General features: G+C 60.3%; 17 protein-coding genes. 15 read left to right on the top strand and 2 right to left on the bottom strand.

All coding sequences use genetic code 11. From position 1 onward, the window contains the following. Window positions 1–166 precede the first annotated feature (166 nt). The 3 genes from ftsH (at window position 167) to HMPREF2842_RS00755 (ending at window position 4,166) form a co-directional block, all read left to right on the top strand. Window positions 167–2,383 (top strand): ATP-dependent zinc metalloprotease FtsH, encoded by a 2,217-nt coding sequence (gene ftsH, locus HMPREF2842_RS00765; protein WP_070641883.1) that lies wholly within the window; start codon window positions 167–169, stop codon window positions 2,381–2,383. Beyond that, window positions 2,370–2,954, top strand: coding sequence for a GTP cyclohydrolase I FolE (gene folE, locus HMPREF2842_RS00760; RefSeq protein WP_070641882.1), 585 nt, complete (start codon window positions 2,370–2,372; stop codon window positions 2,952–2,954). The genes ftsH and folE overlap by 14 nt, the downstream gene beginning before the upstream one ends. A 168-nt stretch (window positions 2,955–3,122) precedes the next feature. Then, window positions 3,123–4,166, top strand: coding sequence for an Abi family protein (locus HMPREF2842_RS00755; protein WP_083309193.1), 1,044 nt, complete (start codon window positions 3,123–3,125; stop codon window positions 4,164–4,166). A gap of 136 nt (window positions 4,167–4,302) precedes the next feature. Here HMPREF2842_RS00755 and HMPREF2842_RS00750 read toward each other — a convergent pair whose 3' ends face one another. Further along, entirely contained in the window at window positions 4,303–4,494 is a 192-nt protein-coding gene (locus HMPREF2842_RS00750; RefSeq protein ID WP_070641880.1) for a hypothetical protein, read from the bottom strand. A gap of 156 nt (window positions 4,495–4,650) precedes the next feature. Here HMPREF2842_RS00750 and folP point away from each other — a divergent pair, with 156 nt between their 5' ends. The 11 genes from folP (at window position 4,651) to HMPREF2842_RS00695 (ending at window position 18,267) form a co-directional block, all read left to right on the top strand. Beyond that, window positions 4,651–5,613, top strand: a complete 963-nt coding sequence (folP, locus tag HMPREF2842_RS00745; RefSeq protein WP_070641877.1) for a dihydropteroate synthase — start codon at window positions 4,651–4,653, stop codon at window positions 5,611–5,613. Between the two features lie 67 nt (window positions 5,614–5,680). Beyond that, the gene (gene folB / locus HMPREF2842_RS00740) at window positions 5,681–6,094 is read left to right on the top strand and encodes a dihydroneopterin aldolase (RefSeq protein WP_049340452.1); all 414 of its coding nucleotides are present in this window, start codon (window positions 5,681–5,683) and stop codon (window positions 6,092–6,094) included. Further along, window positions 6,094–6,714 carry a 2-amino-4-hydroxy-6-hydroxymethyldihydropteridine diphosphokinase gene (folK, locus tag HMPREF2842_RS00735; RefSeq protein ID WP_049349892.1) on the top strand — a complete coding sequence of 207 codons (621 nt, stop codon included), beginning with the start codon at window positions 6,094–6,096 and terminating at the stop codon, window positions 6,712–6,714. Before folB ends, folK begins: the two co-directional genes overlap by 1 nt. 45 nt (window positions 6,715–6,759) lie before the next feature. Then, complete coding sequence (locus tag HMPREF2842_RS00730; RefSeq protein ID WP_005504359.1) at window positions 6,760–7,278, top strand: DUF3180 domain-containing protein; 519 nt, start codon at window positions 6,760–6,762, stop codon at window positions 7,276–7,278. Next, window positions 7,265–8,053 carry a PH domain-containing protein gene (locus HMPREF2842_RS00725; RefSeq protein WP_070641871.1) on the top strand — a complete coding sequence of 263 codons (789 nt, stop codon included), beginning with the start codon at window positions 7,265–7,267 and terminating at the stop codon, window positions 8,051–8,053. Before HMPREF2842_RS00730 ends, HMPREF2842_RS00725 begins: the two co-directional genes overlap by 14 nt. After that, complete coding sequence (locus HMPREF2842_RS00720; protein WP_070641869.1) at window positions 8,053–9,882, top strand: PH domain-containing protein; 1,830 nt, start codon at window positions 8,053–8,055, stop codon at window positions 9,880–9,882. The genes HMPREF2842_RS00725 and HMPREF2842_RS00720 overlap by 1 nt, the downstream gene beginning before the upstream one ends. A gap of 128 nt (window positions 9,883–10,010) precedes the next feature. Then, window positions 10,011–10,973: a Rossmann-like and DUF2520 domain-containing protein gene (locus tag HMPREF2842_RS00715; protein WP_012902776.1), complete on the top strand. Its 963-nt coding sequence runs from the start codon at window positions 10,011–10,013 to the stop codon at window positions 10,971–10,973. Then, window positions 10,970–11,917, top strand: coding sequence for a pantoate--beta-alanine ligase (gene panC, locus HMPREF2842_RS00710; protein WP_049340443.1), 948 nt, complete (start codon window positions 10,970–10,972; stop codon window positions 11,915–11,917). Before HMPREF2842_RS00715 ends, panC begins: the two co-directional genes overlap by 4 nt. A 52-nt stretch (window positions 11,918–11,969) precedes the next feature. Beyond that, on the top strand, window positions 11,970–13,553 hold the full coding sequence (lysS, locus tag HMPREF2842_RS00705) for a lysine--tRNA ligase (protein ID WP_080974502.1): 1,584 nt from the start codon (window positions 11,970–11,972) through the stop codon (window positions 13,551–13,553). Between the two features lie 678 nt (window positions 13,554–14,231). Beyond that, window positions 14,232–14,585, top strand: a complete 354-nt coding sequence (locus HMPREF2842_RS00700) for a histone-like nucleoid-structuring protein Lsr2 (RefSeq protein WP_012902780.1) — start codon at window positions 14,232–14,234, stop codon at window positions 14,583–14,585. A 1,114-nt stretch (window positions 14,586–15,699) separates the two neighbouring features. Then, complete coding sequence (locus HMPREF2842_RS00695; RefSeq protein WP_070641867.1) at window positions 15,700–18,267, top strand: ATP-dependent Clp protease ATP-binding subunit; 2,568 nt, start codon at window positions 15,700–15,702, stop codon at window positions 18,265–18,267. Window positions 18,268–18,404: 137 nt separating this feature from the next. On the opposite strand, the gene HMPREF2842_RS00690 is transcribed toward HMPREF2842_RS00695, so the two are convergent. Continuing rightward, window positions 18,405–19,439: an HhH-GPD family protein gene (locus HMPREF2842_RS00690; protein ID WP_070641864.1), complete on the bottom strand. Its 1,035-nt coding sequence runs from the start codon at window positions 19,437–19,439 to the stop codon at window positions 18,405–18,407. Window positions 19,440–19,531: 92 nt separating this feature from the next. Between HMPREF2842_RS00690 and HMPREF2842_RS00685 the strand changes: the two genes are divergently transcribed. After that, window positions 19,532–20,329 (top strand): hypothetical protein, encoded by a 798-nt coding sequence (locus tag HMPREF2842_RS00685; protein WP_070641862.1) that lies wholly within the window; start codon window positions 19,532–19,534, stop codon window positions 20,327–20,329. Window positions 20,330–20,576 lie beyond the last annotated feature (247 nt).

The raw sequence follows: 20,576 nt of genomic DNA, 5'->3' as shown, positions 1-20,576 counted from the left end.
CCAACCACACTCAACTCTGAAGAGCCCCTTTAGCCCGCAGGTGAAATAGAGAAGCCCGGTACCTAGCCGCCCGCCGGGGTAGGGTACATTTAAGGTTGCACCGTTGGGTGTTCCGGCAGGCATGCCGCACCCCAACGGGTTACAGCCGCAACGTAAGGACAAAGCATTGGCGCAAAACCCCAATACTCCGCAGAAAGGCTCGGAGGGCTTCCTGAAGAAGCTGATTAACGGCCCCTGGTTCTGGCCGGGTGCAGCTCTCGTAATCATGCTGGCTTTCCTCATGGCCTCCTTCTTCACTCAGCCCTCGCGTCAGGTGGACACCAACGTGGGTCTTCAGCTGCTCAACGACCACCAGGTCAAGAGCGCAAAGATCTACGACGGCGACCAGCGCGTCGAGCTGCAGCTTAAGGACGACTACAAGAAGGGCAACGACAACTACGGTAAGTCGGTGCGCTTCTACTACGTGCAGCCCCGCGGCGACGAAGTTGCTAAGGCAATGGAATCCGCCGAGCTGGAAAGCTACACGGACCAGCCCGTTGAGCACAGCTTCCTGGGCTCCCTGGTGTCCCTGCTCCTGCCGATTCTGCTCTTTGGTGTGCTCTTCTGGTTCCTGATGGGACGAGTCGGAGGCGGCTCCTCCGTGATGAGCTTCTCCAAGTCCCGCGCGAAGAAGTTCACCAAGGACAAGCCGGAAGTCCGCTTCAGCGACGTTGCCGGCGTGGACGAGGCGCTCGCCGAACTGGAAGAAGTCCGCGAGTTCCTGGCTGAACCCGAAAAGTTCACCCGCCTGGGTGCAAAGATCCCCAAGGGCGTGCTGCTGTACGGCCCTCCTGGCACCGGTAAGACCCTGCTCGCCAAGGCTGTGGCGGGCGAGGCTGGCGTGCCGTTCTACTCGATTTCTGGCTCTGACTTCGTTGAAATGTTCGTGGGTGTGGGTGCGTCCCGCGTGCGCGACCTGTTCAAGGAAGCGAAGAGCGACCCCGCCGCCATCGTCTTCGTCGACGAGATCGACGCTGTTGGCCGCCGCCGCGGCGTCGGCATGGGCGGCGGTAATGACGAGCGTGAGCAGACCCTGAACCAGCTGCTGGTTGAGATGGACGGCTTCGACGGCAACTCGAACGTCATCGTCATTGCGGCAACGAACCGACCCGACGTTCTGGACCCGGCGCTGCTGCGTCCCGGCCGTTTTGACCGTCAGATCGGTGTGGACGCCCCCGACATGCAGGGCCGCGAACACATCCTGCGCGTTCACGCCGCAGGCAAGCCGATCGCTAACACCGTTGACCTGGCACAGGTCGCTAAGCGCACCCCCGGCTTTACCGGTGCTGACCTGGCGAACGTCATGAACGAGGCGGCTCTGCTGACCGCCCGCGATAACGGCAACGTGATTGACGACCGCGCTATCGACGAGGCAATCGACCGCGTCATGGCTGGTCCGCAGCGTTCCTCGCGCATCATGAACGAGCACGAGCGTAAGGTCACCGCATACCACGAGGGCGGTCACGCCCTGGTCGCGGCGGCACTGCGTAACTCCGCGCCGGTCACCAAGATTACGATTCTTCCGCGTGGTCGCGCCCTGGGTTACACCATGGTCATGCCGCAGGACGATAAGTACTCCACGACCCGCCACGAACTGCTCGACCAGATGGCGTACGCGATGGGTGGCCGTGCCGCTGAGGAGATTGTCTTCCACGACCCGTCCACCGGTGCGTCTAACGACATTCAGAAGGCAACCGACACCGCCCGCAAGATGGTCACCGACTACGGCATGAGCGCCGTGATTGGTTCCGTGAAGCTTGGCGGCGAAGACACCGAACCGTTCCTCGGTGGTGGCGGCGCTTCGGCACGCAACTACTCCGACGCAACTGCGGCAAAGGTCGACGCTGAGATCCGAGCCCTGCTGGAGCAGGCACACGATGAGGCATTCCAGATTCTGCTGGAAAACCGCGATATTCTCGATCGCCTGGCGTTCGCCCTGCTGGAGAAGGAAACCCTGCTCGAGAACGAGATTGCCGAAATCTTCAAGGATGTTCGCAAGCGCCCCGAGCGTGAGCACTGGTACTCCAAGCCGACCCGCGAGCGTACCGACATCCCGCCGGTTAAGGCACCGAGCGAGCTGGCTCAGGAGGCGCAGAAGGCTGAGGAAGCACCTACCGCTACTGCTACGGCACCTACTGTTCCGGTAGCACCGGCTGCACCCGCGCAGCAGGTTCCGGTAGCACCTACGCAGCCGTTGCCGCCTCAGGCACCCCTCACCGACCCGGACGCCGACCCGACCGTCGCAATGCCCACCCAGCAGTACCCGAACTACCCCGCCCCTCCGGCGCAGCGCCCGGAGAACGGCACCCCGAACCAGAATGGAGCAGAGAATGAGCGAGGCTAAGAACGCCGTCGACCAGCCGCGTATTGAGGCTGCCGTCCGTGAGATTCTGCTCGCGATTGGTGAGGATCCGGACCGTGATGGTCTGCAGCAGACCCCGGCTCGTGTGGCGCGTGCCTACGCGGAGTTCTTCTCGGGCCTGCACCAGGACGCCGGCGAGATTCTGGGTACGACCTTCGACATTGCCCACTCTGAGATGGTGCTGGTGAAGGACATTCCGTTTTACTCGACCTGTGAGCACCACCTGGTGCCGTTCCACGGTGTGGCGCATGTGGGTTACATTCCGGGCCCGGACGGTAAGGTTACCGGCCTGAGCAAGCTCGCCCGCGTGGTGGATTTGTACGCTCGCCGCCCGCAGGTGCAGGAGCGTCTGACCACGCAGGTGGTGGAGGCTTTGGAGGAGCACCTGAACCCGCGCGGCGCGATTGTGGTGATTGAGGCTGAGCACATGTGCATGTCGATGCGCGGTGTGCGTAAGCCGGGCGCGAAGACCGTGACCAGCGCGGTACGCGGCGCGCTCATGAACACCGCAACCCGTGCGGAGGCGATGAGCCTGATTTTCTCGCAGCGCTAAGCCCACCGGATGAGCATATAGCTATATGACAGGGGGCAGGATTCTAAGGAATCCTGCCCCCTGCGCTATGCGGTCGCATTTGTTGGGCTGTATGACGAGAGCCCTTGCATGAAGAGCATTAGTGATTGTAAAGTTGTTACTACTAGAACCGGCACCACTGCCTGATGAATGATTGAGAATTCTGAAGGAGTACAGGACCGGTCTTCTTTTTTATCTTCAGTAGATTCGGGTCTTGTTACGGTGCGGGAAGTTAAAGATTTTAAAAGCTACGGTGAGCAACTAGCCATACTCGAAGGGCGAGGGATGGCGATAGAAAATCGTGAAGAAGCGATTGAATCCCTCGCCAAGGTTAATTACTACCGTCTTAGCGGATATTGGCATGCCCTACGCCAGACTGAGCGTGATGCCTCTGGAGAGACTACCCCGGTTGACCAGTTTAGAGAAGGGGTACGTTTTGACGACGTTGTAGCTCTTTATGAGTACGACCGGCGTTTGCGTTCTATTGCACTTCCGCATTTATCCCAGCTTGAAGTGTACCTACGAGCTAGGCTGGGGTATTTACTGGGAGAGATTGACCCGCTAATTCACGAGAAGGAAAATCTACTAGATGTAGCTCCTGCAAGGAGAGAAATCTGGAATAAGTTTGTTCGGATTTGTGGTGACTCTCTTCAGCGTTCTAAGGAAGATTTCGCTGTACATCACATAGAACAATACGATGGTAAAGTCCCTGTTTGGGTGCTGGTAGAGGTTCTAGATTTGGGAGCCTTACAGACTCTATATATGATTTCTCCGCGACGAGTTCGTCGCCAGATAGCGCAGGATATGAACTGTACCGATCCGCAGCTTGGAAGCTGGATACGTTCGTTGAGAGGCATTCGAAATATCTGCGCACATCAGGCACGACTGTATAACAGGGTGCATTCCAAAGTTCTTCTACCTAGGGCAACATCGGGTAGAAGGGCCGAGAGTCCTGAAATCCGTGAGGTTATTGACTTATTCGGTGTTCCTCAACGTGAAGAGAACCATAAAATGCGTAAGACCTTCGGCATGCTCACTCTCCTCAAATATCTGATGGACCAGGGTGGAATCGGGGATACGGAATCTCTAACGCGGATTCTGAAGGAACGTCCTAATATTTCCGTTCCTGGAGTTGATATCTCCCGGGCAATGGGTATACCGCAAGGTTGGGAAGAAACCCGTTTGTGGAGCTAAATTATTCACGGCCTATAGACACGCTAAAAGGGGCGGAGGTTTTCACCTCCGCCCCTTTTGCCGTGCGGTTGTGTCCCTTGGAGCCGACGGCACCGGCAATGGTGCCGTACAAACCCCGAAGAAGACTCAAAGACCCTTAGCGGGCTTCGTTCTTATCGTCCCAACCCAGCGCAAGAGTCACAATCAGGCCCACAGCAATAAAGCCGCAACCGGTTGCGGTGCCGAAAGCAATCCAGCGGACCGCGGGGGCGCCTTCAGCAAGCACAATGGTCACAAGCGCAGCAAGAGCCACCAGGGACAGGATCCAAGCGCCGGTCTTCATATTCACGATGAGTCACTTCCTAGAGTATGTATGTGTATGAGGTGCCCAACCCACACCGCTGTGACGCAGGCAGAGCATACCCTCCCAGGATACCCCTAAATCGGTATGCCATATGCAAATATGGCGCGCTGTGTCATCCGGCAGATTCGGTACGATAAACCCATGACTGAATCCACACACACCACCCGTGTAGCCACCCTGCCCTGCGACGTGCTCGCCGCCGAACGCACCCTCGTGATGGGCATCCTCAACGTCACCCCCGACTCCTTCAGCGACGGCGGCCAGCACTACGCCGCCACCGACGCCATCGCCCACGCCGCCCGCATGATTGCCGAGGGCGCCTCCATTATCGACATTGGCGGTGAGTCCACCCGCCCCGCCGGTGCCGTGCGCATCAGCGTGGAGGAGGAGCAGCGCCGCATCCTGCCCGTCATCGAGGCAGTCGCGCAGATGGGCACCACCATCAGCGTTGACACCATGAACCCGCAGACCGCCCGCGCCGCCATTGCCGCCGGTGCGCACATTATCAACGATGTGTCCGGTCTGAACGTGAGCGATGAAATGATTGAAACCGCCGCTGAACTGCAGGTGCCGTACATCCTCATGCACGCCCGCGGCACCTCCCAGACCATGGACAGCCTGGCGGAGTACCCGCGCGGCGTGGTCACCGAGGTTGTGGAGGAGCTGACCGGCCTGCGTGAGCGTTTCCTCGCCGCCGGTGTGCTGCCGCAGAACCTGATTCTTGACCCGGGTCTGGGCTTCGCGAAGGGCGGCATGCAGGATTGGGAGCTGCTCGCCGCCATTGACGAGCTACAGGGTCTGGGGCACCGCCTGCTCATTGCCGGTTCCCGCAAGCGTTTTATCGCCAACGCCCTGACTGCGGCGGATATGGCGCTGGCTGAGCGCCTGAACGCGAGCGGTTTCACCGCAACCGATGCGGGCGAGGCGGAACGCGAACTGTGGCAGTCGCTGTCGGAGCCGCGCCCGGCTGAGCACCGTGCGGCAGCCTCCGCGGCGGTGACCGCCCTGGTGGCGGCGCGCGGCGTGTGGGCGGTGCGCGTGCACGACGTGCCCGCCAGCGTGGATGCGGTGACGGTCGCCTCCGCGCTGCGCTCCGTAAGCTAAGGCTCTGCCAGCTAGAACCACTACCCACAACCTCCGACTACCCGAATACCCTCTAGGAGACCCCCCAATGACCCAGGCAGATTACGCCCGCCACGACCGCATCACCCTCACCGGCATTACCGCCAAGGGCTACCACGGCGTGCTCGACTTTGAGAAGCGCGACGGCCAGCCCTTCGTCGTGGACGCGACCCTGTACAGCGATTTTTCCGCCGCAGCCGCCACGGATGACCTGACGAAGACCACGAACTACGCGCTCGTGGTTGACCTGATTCACCGCCACGTGACGAACGGTTCGCTGGACCTGATTGAGACCCTCGCGGTGAACATTGCCGAGGGTATCCTTGCGATGTTTGAGCTTGTGGAGGCGGCGGAGATTACCGTATCGAAGCCGCAGGCGCCGATTGAGTTGCCGTTCGGTAACGTTGCGGTGAGCGTGTTCCGTGAGCGTGCCGCGGAGCGTGTCGTAGAGGGCGGCCGCTAGTGGCTGGCACCCAGACAACCGATACGCAGAAGCCCAACACCCTGAAACACCGCGCGGTGCTGGCGTTGGGCTCGAATCTGGGCGAAAGCGAAGACACCCTGGAGCGTGCCGTCGCCGACCTGGTGGCGGGCGGCGTGCAGCTGGTGCGCGCCTCCGGGTTGTACCGTACCGCCCCGGTGGGTGGCCCGGTGGGTCAGCCGGATTTCGTGAACGCGGTCATTGAGGTGGCCACTGACCTGGGCGCCTACGAGCTGCTGAAGCTGTGTAATGCGGTGGAGGCGGCGCATCACCGTGAGCGCCTGGTGCGTTGGGGCCCGCGCACCCTCGATATTGACGTGATTGACTATGACGGCGTGATCTCTGAGGATCCGGTGCTGACTTTGCCGCATCCGCGGGCGCAGGAGCGTGCTTTCGTGCTGGTGCCGTGGGCGCAGATGGACCCGCAGGCACACTTGACGGTGACCCGGCGTGCGGAGCCTTCGGGGGAGCGGCCGGATGAGGTTCCTGCGCCGCTGAGCCGCGAGGTCGTGAACGTTGCGGAGCTGTCCCGCACGCTGCTTGGGGCGGATGAAGACGCTATCAGCTATATGCGTGAGATGCAGGTACCTGATCAGCCTTAAATGTGGCACTCTGGAAGGTAGAGGAACCTACCGAAAGGAAACACCATGAAGCCCCTGAGTTATCGGGCGATTATTGTGGCGGCTGTGTGCGGTGCCGCTGCCGCTCTTATGGTGAATTCCGCGATGATTGGCGCCGGTTTTGGTGAGCTGAATTTTTCGTGGATGCTCGGCGCGGTGTGCCTGCTGGTTGCGGCGGGCGCCGTGTGGCTGGGCGTGCAGGTGGCTCGTTATCGTCGTATTCAGACGCGTGAGAAGGTACCCCATATGGGCCCGATTCTTGCGGCGCGTGCGGTGGCGTATGCGCAGGGTTCCATCATGACCGGTGCCCTGTTGACGGGCTGGTGCGCTGCGATTCTTGGCTACCATGTGGCGATGGTGTCTGTGCGCGGTTTTTCGGTGGTCTTTTGGGAGGTTCTTGTTAATTGTGTGGGCAGTGTTGCCCTGCTGATTGCTGGCCTGTGGGCTCAGCATTGTTGTCGTATTCCGCCGGAGGATGATGAGGATGCGGCCTCCTCTTCCGGTGCTGTAAAGCCGCGAGAGGGAGGAACCTATGTCGGCTCCTAACCAGAATAGTTATTCGCCGAATGGTCAGTACGGGCAGGACGCCCAACAGGGTCAGTATGGTCAGAGCCAGCCTGCTCAGCAGAACCAGTACGGGCAGTACCAGCAACCCTACGGTCAGGCTGGTGCCCCGTATGGACAGCAGACCCCGTATGACCAGCAAGCGCAGTATGGGCAACAGACACAGCACGGTCAGCAGGTTCCGCCCGCTGCCGCGTACCCGAACGCGCCTCAGCCGGTTCCCGCGCAGCCGGTAAGCTCTCAGTCGGTTCCCGCGCAAGCCGTGCCGGACCCGCAGTGGGTGCCCGCCGCATCCGGCTACCTGACGGTTCGTTTTGTTCACACTATTTCTGCCTTGGCGCTCCCGATTCTTGCGGGTGTTGCCGTGTATTGTGCGGGCGCGTTCTTCGGCGGCCCGGAGGCGCTACGCATCGTCGGTCTGGCGGTGGTCGCGGTGTTTGGTCTGTGGGGTCTGTGGTGGATTCTGACCACGCCGCGCCGTACTCGCGCGCTCGGCTACGCGCTGGAGTCGAATCACCTGATGGCTCGCCGCGGTATCGTATTCCGTTCGATGAGCTCCATGCCGTACGGCCGCATCCAGTATGTTGATGTGGATTCGGGCCCTCTGGAGCGCATGTGCGGTGTTGCCCGCCTGACGGTGCGCACCGCGGGTACGACCACCGGCACGATGGTGCTGTTCGGTATTCCGCTGAACGTGGCGGAGGAGCTGCGTGCAGATCTGGTGCGCCGCGCCGATGAGCGAATGGCGGCACTCTAATGAGTACCCCGGTTCCGAATAATAACGCCCCGAACTCTCAGGAGCAGAAGTGGTGGCGTGCCGATATCCGCACGTTCATCATGAACCTCTGGTTCATTATTCTGTTAGCGTTTGGTTTCTTCCAGAGTATTATCCTGAATATTTTGACCACCCCGCCGAACGAGTGGGGCGCGCGCCTGACGCAGGCATTTGATGAGAACAGCAGCTACTTCAGCGCAACGTACTCGCAGCTTATCGGCTTCGCCGTGCTCGTGCTGATTCTGGTTGCTGGCTCGATTGATTGGTGGTTTACCCGCTACAGCCTGGACGATTTGGCGATTCACCGCCGTAGCGGTTTTCTGTTCAAGAAGAACCGCACGATTCGTCTGGAGAGCGTGCAGAGCGTGGACATTTCGCGTCCTCTGGTGGCGCGCCTGCTGGGTGTGTCGGAGCTTCGTTTTGAGGTGGCTGACGGCTCTTCGGAGGCGCTGCACATCAAGTACGTTTCCGCCCGCAAGGCGGAGGTTCTGCGCCGTACCGCGATGGCGAGCATCAACCTGTTGCGTTCGGAGGCGGCGGGCCGCCCGGTCGACGTGCTGCCCGAGAGCATGCAGATTTCGGCGGAGCGCATGCCGGACGCGGATCAGCTGCATCAGCCGTTCGAGGCATCTTACGAGGCGTCCTATGGTGCGCCCGTACAGAGCGGCACCCAGCCCACTAATCAGCAGATGGCACCTCAGCAGGGCGGCTACTCGCAGCCCGCACCCGAGCAGGGCATCCAGCAGCCCGGCGCATCCCGCCGCGGCGCTCGCATGCCGATGCCGGTCGCGGCTGACCCCTCGCAGCCGCCGATTTTCCGCATCTCGAATGTGCGTCTGATTGCCTCCATCATGCTGGAGCACCTGGTGTGGCTGGTGCCCGCCGTGGCCCTCATGGTTGGCATTGCCGTCTTCGCCGCGATCATGGGTGGCGAGAGCCCGTTCCTGATTTTCATGGCGTTGCTGCCCGGTATGTTCGCGCCCATGGTCGGTTACGTGGTTGCCCTCTGGACGCGTTTTGATGGCGCCGCGAACTTCAAAATCACCCCCAGCGGTCAGGGTGGCGTGACCCTGCGGTACGGTTTCACCGGCACGCACACCCAGAACGTGATGGTTGAGCGTATTCAGGCACTCGCCGTGGAGCAGTCCATCCTGTGGCGTGCGTTCGGCTGGTACCGCATCAAGATGACCATTGCCGGTATTGGTATTGAGAAGAACGACAACCAGAAGGTTGTGACCCGCAATGTTGCCCTGCCGGTTGGCAATAAGCAGGAGACGCTGATGGTGTTGCGCCTGCTGTTGCCCGCCCTGGATGAGGCGCAGGCGCAGGTGCTGCTGGATACCGCTGATGGTTCGCTGAAGAGTCAGAAGCCGCAGGTTCCGGCAATGATTGTGACGCCCTCTTCGGCGCGCTGGATGGACCTGCTCACCTGGAAGCGTAACGGCGTGACCACGGTCGGTTACACTGCCGGTTCGGTGCAGGCGAGCACCCGCATTGATTCTGATGCGGCACGTTCGAGCGTTGGTGAGCATACGCGGGGCGACCTGCTGCTGATTCGTGGCGGCTACTTTATCCGCACGCTGTCGATTGTTCCGGTCAGCCGTGTGCTGAGCGTGAGCCGAGGTCAGGGTCCGCTGCAGCGTGCCTTCGGATGCGCGAGTGTGCATTTCGGTACGGTGCCCGGCCCGGTGCGCACGCTCATGATGCACTTGCCGCCGCGTGTCTGCGAGGACCTGGTGTGGTTGATGACGGTTCGGCTGGAGGGTATTGAGCCTTACTACCGCGTACCGGTGATGAGTGGGCGTCCCTAAGCCAGTCCGTCAGTTGAGCTTCCCCGCCGGGTTAGCGGGCAGCAAAACTGCAGATCGCGCCCTGCCGTCAGTGTTCTTCGTGACACCGACGGCAGGGGCTGCGTAAAAGGGAGAATATACTTAAAGCCGTGATACAGCATTCAAAACCTGCGCGTTTAGGCATTGGAATTATTTCCGCCGGGAGGGTCGGATCCGTCCTCGGTGCGGCTTTGCGCGCCTGTGAGCACACTATTGTGGGCGTTCACGCGGTGTCTGAGGCTTCTCAGGAGCGCGCCGCGATGCTGCTTCCCGATGTGCCGCTGCTGCCGGTGGAGCAGATTGCTGAGCGTAGCGAATTGCTGATTCTTGCGGTTCCCGATGATGAGCTGCCGGGCCTCGTCACCTACCTGGCGTCCTCGGGAAGTATTACCGCCGGTCAGATTCTGGTGCACACCTCCGGCCGTCACGGCACTGAGGTTCTGGCACCGGCGACCGCGCTGGGCGCTATCGGTTTGGCGATTCACCCCGCCATGACGTTTACCGGCATGTCCGTGGACCTGCAGCGCCTGAACGGCACCTGCTTCGCCGTGACCGGGCCTGCACCGTTCATCCCGATTGCTCAGGCACTCGTGGTGGAGATGGGCGGTGAACCCGTGCACGTTGCCGAGGCCGACCGAGCGCTCTACCACGCCGCTCTAGCGCACGCCGCGAACCACCTCGTGACCATCCTGGGTCAGTCCCAGCAGATGCTCGCCTCCATCGGTATTGAGGACCCGGCACGCTACATGGGGCCGCTCGTGCGAGCCGCCGTGGACAATGCGCTCGCCAGCGGTGAGGGTGCTCTCACCGGGCCCGTGGCACGCGGAGACGCCGGCACCGTGAAGGCTCACCTTCAGGCTCTGAATGAGTACTCAGAGCATGAGAAAACAGGTGATATTACAGACTCTTATGCCGCTCTGGCACACGCAACCGCAAAAAGAGCGCATAATAGAGGTTTGTTAAACGATGAACAACTGGGACGAATTGAGAATCTGCTGGGTGAGTCTTCGGACCGCAACCACCCCGGCGATATTGATGATTCAGCCCCCGAAAACAAGGAGTTCTCGTCATGACTGAGACTTCGATGCCCCGAGTCGTGACCACCATTGCGGATTTCCGCACGGCAATCACCGAATCCCTTGCCGCAGCGCAGGAAGAACTGGACCGGGCAGCCCGCCAGGAGGCGGAGCAGAACGGCACCGCAGTTCAGTACAAGAACGCATCCCTGGGCTACGTGCCCACCATGGGCGCCCTGCACGACGGCCACGCAACCCTGTTGCGTCGCGCCGCTGAACAGAACGATGTAGTGGTCGCCTCCATTTTCGTGAACCCGCTGCAGTTTGGCCCCGGCGAGGATTACGAAGCATACCCGCGCACCCTGGAGGCAGACGCTGCCCTGGCTGGTGCCGCCGGTGTTGACATTATTTTTGCCCCCGAGGTTGAAGAGATGTACCCCGACGGTGACCCGCTCATCCGCATTTCGAGCGGCGAGCTGGGCACCAAGTTTGAGGGTGCGACCCGTCCGGGCCACTTTGATGGCGTGCTGGCCGTGGTCAATAAGTTCTTCAACATTATTCGCCCCGCAGCCGGTAACCACCCGGTGAATGCGTACTTCGGTCAGAAGGACGCTCAGCAGTACATCCTGATTCAGCGTATGGTGCGCGATTTCAACCACGACGTGACCATGCGCCCTGTGGCGATTGTTCGCGAAGATAACGGCCTGGCGCTGTCTTCGCGTAATAGCTACCTGTCGGATGAGGAGCGCGAGTCTGCCCTGGTGCTGTCCCGCACCCTGGCGATGCTGCGTGAGAATTCGCTGAACCGTGGCTTCCACGAGATTGATTTGGACGGTGCGCGTGAGCGTATCAACTCCACTCCGGGTGTGCGCCTTGACTACCTGGAACTGGTCGACCCGATGACTTTCGGTGAGCCGACTGAGGAGTCGGAGCGAGTGCTGGCACTGGTTGCTGCGTTCGTTGGACCGACCCGCCTGATTGACAACATGGACCTGCGCTAAGCGTTCGTTCGTTTAGAAGAGTCCCCAACACACTACACAGATAGGTATCACTGTGAGCACTGAGCACACTGCCGCACCGGCGATTGCTGATATGTCCGAGCAGATGCAGATTCGCCTGGAAAAGCGTGCGAAGCTGATCGAGTCGGGTCGCGAGGCATACCCGGTGGGTCTGCTGGATTCTGAGGGTAACCGCGTGGAGCCCAACCACATTGAGGATCTGCGCGCCGAGTACGATCCGAAGCTGGCTGCTGAGGAGCTGAAGGCTGGCGACGAGACTGACCGTGTGGTGCATGTTGGTGGCCGCGTGGTGTTCGTCCGTAACACCGGTAAGCTGTGCTTTGCGACCCTGCAGGGTGGTACCGAGGGTAAGCGTATCCAGGCGATGCTGTCGCTGGCTGAGGTTGGCGAGGAGTCCCTGTCTGAGTGGAAGTCCCTGGTTGACCTGGGTGACCACGTGTTCGTGACCGGCCGCGTGATTGTTTCTCGCCGCGGTGAGCTGTCCATTATGGTGACCGACTGGAAGATGGCGTCGAAGGCGCTGCGCCCCATGCCGGTTCTGCACAAGGACCTGAACGAGGAAACCCGTGTTCGCCAGCGTTACCTGGATCTGATGGTTCGCGAGGAGGCTCGCGAGCTGGTGAAGAAGCGAGCCCTGATTACCCGCACCGTCCGCCGCGTGCTGGAAGATCACGGCTACATTGAGGTTGAGACCCCCGTTCTGCAGCTGGTGCACGGTGGCGCGACGGCTCGCCCGTTCCGTACTCACCTGAACGCTTTTGACCAGCCGATGACCATGCGTATTGCGACTGAGCTGCCGCTCAAGCGTGCAGTGGTTGGTGGCATTGACCGCGTGTACGAGATTGGTCGCGTGTTCCGTAACGAGGGCGTGGACTCGACCCACAGCCCCGAGTTCACCACCCTGGAGTGCTACGAGACCTATGCTGATCAGTTCGTGATGGCTGAGCGCATGAAGGAGATTATCCAGAGCTGCGCGAAGGCTGTCGGCACTGAGCGTATTGAGACTGAGAACGGCACCATTGACCTGTTTGGTGAGTGGAAGTGGGTTGGCGTGTACCCGGGCCTGTCCGAGGCTGTGGGCGTTGAGATCACCCCCGAGACTGACGCTTCCGTTCTGCGCGAAATTGCTGAGAAGCACGAGGTGGACATCGACCCGAAGTGGGACGCTGAGAAGCTGGTGACCGAGCTCTTCGGTGAGATCGTTGAGCCGACCCTGGTGAACCCGACCTTCGTGTACGATTACCCGCCGAGCGCTCAGCCGCTGGCTCGTCCGCACCGTTCCGGTGAGCCCCTGATTGAGGCGTGGGACCTGATTATTGGCGGTATGGAGCGCGGTACCGCGTTCTCCGAGCTGATTGACCCGGTCATTCAGCGTGAGCGCCTGACCGCCCAGTCGCTGCTGGCTGCTGCCGGTGACGATGAGGCGATGGAGCTGGATGAGGACTTCCTGCGCGCCCTGGAGCACGGTGCACCCCCGATGGGTGGCCTGGGTCTGGGCATTGACCGTCTGATTATGTTGCTGGCGGGCGATCAGGATCCGGAGCGTCCGGGTACTGTGGTGCGTCAGCCCGGTATTCGTGAGACTATTCTCTTCCCCCTGATGAAGCCGGAGGCCTAAGCTTCCCCTTCACCTGTGAGGGTGTTAATGCGGCGGGTGCCGCGGATACGGTTGTATCTGCGGTACCCGCCGTTTTCTGTGTACTCTTTTGCACGGTGTATAGCTTCTGGGGTGGGGTTTCTGTTTATTTACACAGGTCAGGGGCGTTTTTACTCTATTCTGGTGCTGATTTATGCTGCTCTATTCACTCTGTCGGGGGTTTCTGCTCTTATGCATGAACGCGTTACATAGAAAATAATGAGGGGTTGAGAGGTGGCAGAATTTCGCTTTTGAATAGGGCTGAAATGTATGGTGTGAATGGTCTAATGTGCAGGCTCGTGCGGGCGCTATATTGCGCTCAGATTGTCGGGGACGCCGGGGCGCATTATTAGGTGTCTTTGTCTCTGGGGGCTGTGTCTGCTGTCTGGAAGAATCCAAAGTATTTGCACTCTAAACTTCACTTTAATGTTCTTGTAGCGAGTGCAGATTTAGCGGGGATGCACAGAAGCGATATATCGCTGCGGGTGATTGGTGCATTGTTTCAATGCTCAGAATATTTTCGGAATTTTTAATACAGTTCTGTTACTATATGAAAGAAAATTAGTACATAAATATATCCGGCACATTATTTTCTCAATCCCGATAGAGGCTTTTGAGTTTACTCCACAGGATATATGCAACAGATGAGGAGGTGCCTCAATGGCACAGAAGGTTCGCATCATCCTTGAAGACGATCTCGACGGCGGCCCCGCAGACGAAACTATCCGTTTTGGCCTGGACGGCGCTCACTACGAAATCGATCTGTCCTCCGCAAACGCAGCTCGCCTGCGTGACGCTATCCGCCCCTTCGTAGCGAAGTCCCGCCGCGTGCAGGGCACCGCTACCCAGCGCACCCGTGCTCCCCGTGGCACCGCTGCTCCGGTTAAGCGCAACCCCGAGACCGCAGCAATCCGCGAATGGGCTAAGGCTAACGGTCACAAGGTTTCTGACCGTGGCCGCATCCACCAGGATGTTCAGGACGCATACTACGAAGCAATGAAGGCTCAGGGTTAAAGGCTCTTAGTATTCATGCTGTCGGAGGGTTTGGTGCTTTAGGGCTCTAATTCTTCGGACGCTAAAGGCGGATGGTGTTCTCACCATCCGCCTTTAGTTGTGCTCCGGTATTTCTTGATATGCGCTGCATATCTGAGGAGGGTGGAGTGTTTTTATATCACCTACCCCAATTAACTATTTACATGTAAAACATATTGATCCTTTGCCAATGCCCGCTTCTGAATTATTAGGAGGAAGATGCGGGGAATCGGATGCACAATCTGGTGTCGAGTGCGGGTTCCCCATTTAGGTTTCATGCATTGGCAGGAACGCTAAAGGTAATGGTGCATTAATCTCTTCAAAGCGGGGGATATGCGCTGTGATATTCATGCGGTCGTTGAGTCGAGTATTCCATCGAAGGGGCTGGAATGTACTGACTGGAATTTTTGAATAATTAGGGGCCCTGCACCTTCTGTGGGGCTTTCGGAACTTACGGATTATCTCCTGATGGGGTGCCGAAATGATGCGGGAATTATCCGGAAAATAAGCGCCGTGTTATCCGGCAAATATTTTTGCGAATTATTGAAATTTCTCACTTAAACATATAAATTTTTAAAAATTTCTGCAATATATTCATGCACGTGCAGGAAACAAGCGGTTTAGGCGTTGGTCTATGTGGGTTCTTGTGGGTTCGCTTCTTCCGCAATCCCTCGTATCGGCACCGTAGCCCCGCAGAACCCACCTGTAACACCTCCCGGCGGTACATCCGACGGCAATATGCGCACACTCTGCACAGGAAACCCCGGCAAAAGTAGCTAGCCCCGGGAAAAGCAGCTAGGACCGGCAAAAGTAGCTAGCCCCGGCAAAAACAGCTGGCCTCGGGAGAAGCAGTCAGCACCGACAAAAACAGATAGCACCGACCGGGCGGCGCTCATCCGCCTTCAGGTAGGGTTGCCTGCGTGAGCTAGACCCCTCAAAACTGCCCCCGAGCCCCGCCAGAAGCCCCGAAACCGCGCCTAAACCGCCCCGAACAGCTCATCTGTTCTCTTGATGGCGAACAGACGCCCATCAGCCCGCCCTTTCAGCCGCGCTCAACGTACTCTTGTATCAATAGGAAAATGCAAGGAGTGCGTAAATGTTTGAACGCTTTACCGATCGAGCTCGGCGTGTTGTGGTGCTTGCCCAGGAAGAGGCACGCATGCTCAACCACAACTACATCGGTACCGAACACCTGCTGCTCGGTCTGATTCACGAGGGCGAAGGCATCGGTGCTCGCGCCCTGGAATCATTGGGCGTTACCCTGAACGCAGTACGTGAACAGGTTCAGGACATCGTCGGCCCCGGCCCCCAGGCGCCTAACGGCCACATCCCCTTCACCCCGCGCGCGAAGAAGGTTCTCGAACTGTCCATGCGCGAGGCTATTCAGCTGAACCACGGCTACATCGGCACCGAACACATCCTGCTGGGCATGGTTCGTGCAAACGAGGGCGTGGCAAACCAGGTGCTGGTCAAGCTGGGCGCTGAGCCCGCTGCCGTGCGCCAGGCCGTGATGGACTTGATTTCCGGCTACCCCGGCAACAACTCCGGTGAAAAGGAAACCGCCGGCGTGGGTGCAGGCAACTCTCGCGAAGGCACTCCCGCGGGTTCGACCATCCTGGATCAGTTCGGCCGCAACCTCACCGCAGCAGCGCGTGAGGGCGAGCTGGACCCGGTCATCGGCCGCCACAAGGAGATGGAACGCGTCATGCAGGTCCTCTCCCGCCGTACTAAGAACAACCCCGTGCTGATTGGTGAGCCCGGTGTCGGTAAGACCGCCGTCGTGGAGGGCCTGGCACAGGCTATCGTGCACGGTGACGTCCCCGAAACCCTCAAGGACAAGCACCTGTACACCCTGGACCTGGGCTCCCTGGTCGCAGGTTCGCGCTACCGCGGTGACTTCGAAGAGCGCCTGAAGAAGGTTCTGAAGGAGATTCGCTCCCGCGGCGACATCATCCTGTTCATTGACGAGATCCACACCCTCGTTGGTGCAGGTGCCGCAGAGGGCGCAATTGACGCTGCCTCCATCCTCAAGCCCATGCTGGCTCGAGGCGAACTGCAGACCATCGGTGCAACCACCCTGGACGAGTACCGCAAGCACATTGAGAAGGACGCCGCCCTGGAGCGCCGCTTCCAGCCGATTCAGGTTGATGAGCCCTCTCAGGAGCTCGCCGTGCAGATCCTCAAGGGCGTGCGCGATAAGTACGAGGCACACCACCGCGTCACCATTACCGACGAGGCTATCGAGACTGCCGTGAACCTTGCGGCACGCTACATCTCTGACCGCTTCCTGCCGGATAAGGCTGTCGACCTGATTGACGAGGCGGGCGCACGCCTGCGCATCAAGCGCATGACCGCACCCCCGGAAATCAAGCTGCTCGACGAGAAGGCCGCCAAGCTGCGCCAGCAGAAGGAAGACGCCATCAACTCCCAGGATTACGAGAAGGCCGCAGGCCTGCGTGATCAGGAGCAGAAGGTCCTGGCTGAGAAGGAAGAAGCCGAGAAGGCATGGCGCGAAGGCGGCGACGCATTCGGCACCGTGACCCCCGAGGTTATTTCTGAGGTTCTGGCCGCTTCCACCGGTGTTCCCGTCTACAAGATCACCGAGGAAGAGTCCAGCCGCCTGCTGACCATGGAGCAGGAGCTCCACAAGCGCGTTATCGGTCAGGAGCACGCTATTGCGGCACTGTCCCGCGCTATCCGCCGTACCCGCGCAGGTCTGAAGGACCCGCGCCGTCCCGGTGGTTCGTTCATCTTCGCCGGTCCGACCGGTGTGGGTAAGACCGAGCTTGCCAAGGCTCTTGCCGAGTTCCTGTTTGGCGATGAGGATTCGCTCATCACCCTGGATATGTCCGAGTACCAGGAGAAGCACACCGTCTCCCGTCTGTTCGGTGCGCCTCCCGGCTACGTTGGCTACGATGAGGGCGGCCAGCTGACCGAGAAGGTCCGCCGCAAGCCGTTCTCCGTGGTCCTGTTCGACGAGGTTGAGAAGGCCCACGCCGACCTGTTCAACTCGCTGCTGCAGATTCTGGAAGACGGTCGCCTGACCGACTCGCAGGGTCGCGTGGTGGACTTCAAGAACACCGTCATCATCATGACCACCAACCTGGGCTCGCGCGACGTGAACCGCCGCATCCCGGTTGGTTTCCAGGCGATGGACGACACCGCAGCCGACTACGAGCGCATGCAGGCACGCGTGATGGAGAACCTCAAGGAGCACTTCCGCCCCGAGTTCCTCAACCGCGTGGATGACATTATCGTCTTCCCGCAGCTCTCCGAGTCTGAGATTCTGCAGATTGTGGACCTGTTCGTGGGTCGCCTGGCTAAGCGCCTGGCGGAGCAGGATATGTCCATTGAGCTGACCAACGCTGCGAAGGTCCTCATGGCGGCTAAGGGTTACGACCCGTCCATGGGTGCTCGTCCGCTGCGCCGTGAGATGCAGCGCAACATTGAGGACGCCCTGTCTGAGAAGATCCTCTTCGGCGACATCAAGCCCGGTGAGAAGATCACCGTGGACGTTGAGGGCGAGGGCGACTCCGCGAAGTTCGTCTTCTCTTCTCAGCCGATGAAGGAGCTGGCTCTGGACTCGGTGCAGGAGCTGAACGAGGATGCCGCAGAGGCTCCCGCAGCTGAGGCACCTGCTGCTGAAGGTCAGGGCAACGACTAAGCTCTGGAATAAGTCCTAGGTAGCTAGGCTTAGCGCACTAAACGCCTGAGGGGCGGTACCGGAATTATTCGGTACCGCCCCTCAGGCATTTCTATTATAAGCCCCAGGAGCCTCTAGGAGCCTGTCTGCGGCGGGTACTAGAGCGAGACGAGCACAGTACCGCCCTGCGTGACTTCGCGGGCGAGAGAGTCCGCCAGAAGCCCCGCGTAGCAGCGCTGCAGCTGCTCGGCGGCGGGGGAGAGCGCATACAGCGCCTTGAGCGGGCGATGCACCGCGGCGGGTGCATCCGCCGGGAAGGCCAAGTCAGGCGAAGCCGTATCGCCAGCCGAAGCTACACCCGCGCTCAAAATCAGCTCACGATTCACCGGCTCATGCGCCGCACGCAGCACCGCCATGACTGCGCCGCGCACCTGGCGGTCCGTGCCGTGCCAGCTCTGACCCTTGGGGGTGTAGTCCGCCTCCGGCTTGCCTGCCGCAACCCAGGCGCACAGATCCTCCACCGGGCACAGCTGACAGGTCGGGGACTTTGCCGTGCAGACCAGCGCGCCGAGCTCCATGGTTGCCGCATTCCACAGGCAGGAGGTGGGGGTGTCGGCGGGCATGAGCGCCTCCGCCAGGCGAGTCTCAGCAGCCGTCAACGAACGCGAGGGCAACGCCTTGCCGGAGACAGCGCGCGCATGCACGCGGCGGATATTCGTATCAATCACCGTCGCGCGTAGACCGAATGCGAACACGCTAATCGCCGCCGCCGTGTAGGAGCCCACGCCCGGCAGCGCCAGTAGCGCATCGTAGTCGGCGGGAACCTCGCCGCCGTGCTGCTCCACAATCGCTACAGCGGCACCGTGCAGACGCTGCGCGCGGCGCGGGTAACCCAGGCGGCCCCAGGCGCGCACCGCCTCCGAGGTGGGCTCGGCGGCAAGGTCAGCGGGGGCGGGCCAGCGGCGCATCCACTCCTCCCACACGGGCAGCACGCGCTTGACGGGGGTCTGCTGTAGCATGAACTCGCTGACCATCACACCCCAGGGGGTGCACTCGTCGCGGCGCCACGGAAGGTCGCGTGCCTGGTCGAGGAACCACCGGTTGATTCGGTGGTGGAGCGCCTCGGTATTCGTGCCTTCGGGCAGGGTAGGTTCCGGGCGTGTGCGTGCGGTGCGTTTGGGCTCTGAGGTCATCCGAAAAGCCTACGCCACAGGGCATATATTCCCAAAACCGCATGAATAGAGTTCACTGTGAATCTCAGGGTTAAACCCGGTATCCTTGAGGTATGTCTGAAAATGGTCCCGTTCTGCCTCCCGAAGTCTACCGCCGCCGTCGTATCGTGGCGGTTATTGCTCTGCTCGCTGTCATTCTGCTGTTGGTCGCTGGCGTGACCTCCATGGTCGGCATGATTAACGGCAAGAAGGACGCCACTGTAGCCTCCACTGCGACGGCTTCCGGTGCGCCCTTCCAGAGCTTCAGTGCTCGCCCCTCCGAAACTGCTTCGGCCACCCCGTCCGCTAGCGCGACTGCCTCTGCAACCGCGTCGGCTACTGCTTCGGCAACCCCCTCGGTGACCGCTTCTGCGGCACCCATTGCAAGCGTGACCACCGCAGCGGCAACCCCTGCGGCAACCACCCCTGCGGCGACCCCGACTACCCCCGTGCCGGCACCCTCGGTGACCACTGCGGTTGCTGTTGCGGCGTGCACCGCGAACGACCTGAAGGTGACCGTCACCCCCGCGAAGCGTACCTTCGCGGCCGGTGAGCAGGTGTCCTTCCACGTGACCTACACGAACTCCTCGAAGACCCCCTGCGCTGTGGGTGGCGAGGGTGCGAACACCGGCGTGGACCTGAACATCACCTCCGGTGCGGCTCAGGTGTACACCCGTAGCCTGTGCGCGGCGACCGCCGTTCAGAAGTCTGAGGTAGCCGCAGGTGCTGAGGGTGCAGCCGACCTGGCGTGGGATCGTAAGATCAACGTCCTGGGTTGCTCCTCCGCTTCGACCGCTCAGAAGGGCTCTTACTGGGCGACTGCCACGGTGAATGGTGTGACTTCGGCTCAGGTGAACTTTGTGATTCAGTAGTTCACTTCTATAGTTTTCGCCCGTGAATGGGCACGCAAAAGCCCCCGTGCTGGATATTCTTGAACTGCCTCCCGTTTCTTGGACAACGAAAATAAAGTCCAAGAAACAGGAGGCTTTTCATGTCTATAAATCTGGGAATGAGACACGATCGTTTGCTTCGGAAACAGGCAGCGCAAATGTTTGAGAGAGGATGTGGCTATCGTTTGACCGCCAGGAAGCTTGGTGTGTCTGCCGCGACTGTGAGAGA

Origin of the sequence: Rothia sp. HMSC069C10 (genome assembly GCF_001812205.1) — a bacterium.
Classification (GTDB): domain Bacteria; phylum Actinomycetota; class Actinomycetes; order Actinomycetales; family Micrococcaceae; genus Rothia; species Rothia mucilaginosa.
Note: the sequence above shows the minus strand (reverse complement) of the source record. Positions and strands in the feature narration are given on the sequence as shown.

Bases quoted from the DNA above. Each gene is read 5' to 3' on its own strand.
- HMPREF2842_RS00755 (WP_083309193.1), top strand. From the start codon at position 3,123: ATGATTGAGAATTCTGAAGGAGTACAGGACCGGTCTTCTTTTTTATCT.
- HMPREF2842_RS00690 (WP_070641864.1), bottom strand. From the start codon at position 19,439: ATGACCTCAGAGCCCAAACGCACCGCACGCACACGCCCGGAACCTACC.
- folP (WP_070641877.1), top strand. From the start codon at position 4,651: ATGACTGAATCCACACACACCACCCGTGTAGCCACCCTGCCCTGCGAC.
- HMPREF2842_RS00695 (WP_070641867.1), top strand. From the start codon at position 15,700: ATGTTTGAACGCTTTACCGATCGAGCTCGGCGTGTTGTGGTGCTTGCC.
- folB (WP_049340452.1), top strand. From the start codon at position 5,681: ATGACCCAGGCAGATTACGCCCGCCACGACCGCATCACCCTCACCGGC.
- HMPREF2842_RS00725 (WP_070641871.1), top strand. From the start codon at position 7,265: ATGTCGGCTCCTAACCAGAATAGTTATTCGCCGAATGGTCAGTACGGG.
- HMPREF2842_RS00685 (WP_070641862.1), top strand. From the start codon at position 19,532: ATGTCTGAAAATGGTCCCGTTCTGCCTCCCGAAGTCTACCGCCGCCGT.
- HMPREF2842_RS00730 (WP_005504359.1), top strand. From the start codon at position 6,760: ATGAAGCCCCTGAGTTATCGGGCGATTATTGTGGCGGCTGTGTGCGGT.
- folE (WP_070641882.1), top strand. From the start codon at position 2,370: ATGAGCGAGGCTAAGAACGCCGTCGACCAGCCGCGTATTGAGGCTGCC.
- panC (WP_049340443.1), top strand. From the start codon at position 10,970: ATGACTGAGACTTCGATGCCCCGAGTCGTGACCACCATTGCGGATTTC.
- HMPREF2842_RS00720 (WP_070641869.1), top strand. From the start codon at position 8,053: ATGAGTACCCCGGTTCCGAATAATAACGCCCCGAACTCTCAGGAGCAG.
- HMPREF2842_RS00700 (WP_012902780.1), top strand. From the start codon at position 14,232: ATGGCACAGAAGGTTCGCATCATCCTTGAAGACGATCTCGACGGCGGC.